Annotated in this window: 1 protein-coding gene; it reads right to left on the bottom strand. The window is 36.1% G+C overall.

The window, feature by feature from the left end; translation table 11 throughout:
- Nucleotides 1-278 (bottom strand): hypothetical protein (locus tag HC176_RS17305; RefSeq protein WP_167920247.1); only part of this gene is annotated, 278 nt, incomplete at its 3' end.
- Between the last annotated feature and the right edge of the window lie 110 nt (nucleotides 279-388).

The following is a 388-nucleotide window of genomic DNA, read 5'->3' as shown; positions in this document are numbered from 1 at the left end:
GTTTCTTCTAAAAGGTCATAGGTAAAAACCCCATTCTGATCAAAATCAACGGCTGTAGCTTCGACACCCTCTTCTAAAGGAACAGAAGTCATTGCATACATGTTCCATCTTCCTACAAGATCATTCATTGTAAGCTCCTGGGTGGCAGAGGTTGTGCCGGTAGCATTTAAGATTTTCCCTTCGTCATTCACACTTTCCGCAGAACAGGCGATGAGCATGCTCACTCCTACTCCACCCAACATCATTCTTTGTAAAAATTTAATCATAGTTTTTTTCATTTTTCATACTTCCTTGAAATCGGCTACAAATTTAAATTGAGGAAATATATTTTAATAGTTTTTTAACATTTAATATCCTTTAATCGATGAAAGTGTGTCATTTATCGATA

It is taken from the genome of Tamlana crocina, from assembly GCF_012037625.1.
The sequence above is the reverse complement of the archived record's forward strand: the minus strand, read 5'-3'. Positions and strand labels throughout refer to the sequence as shown.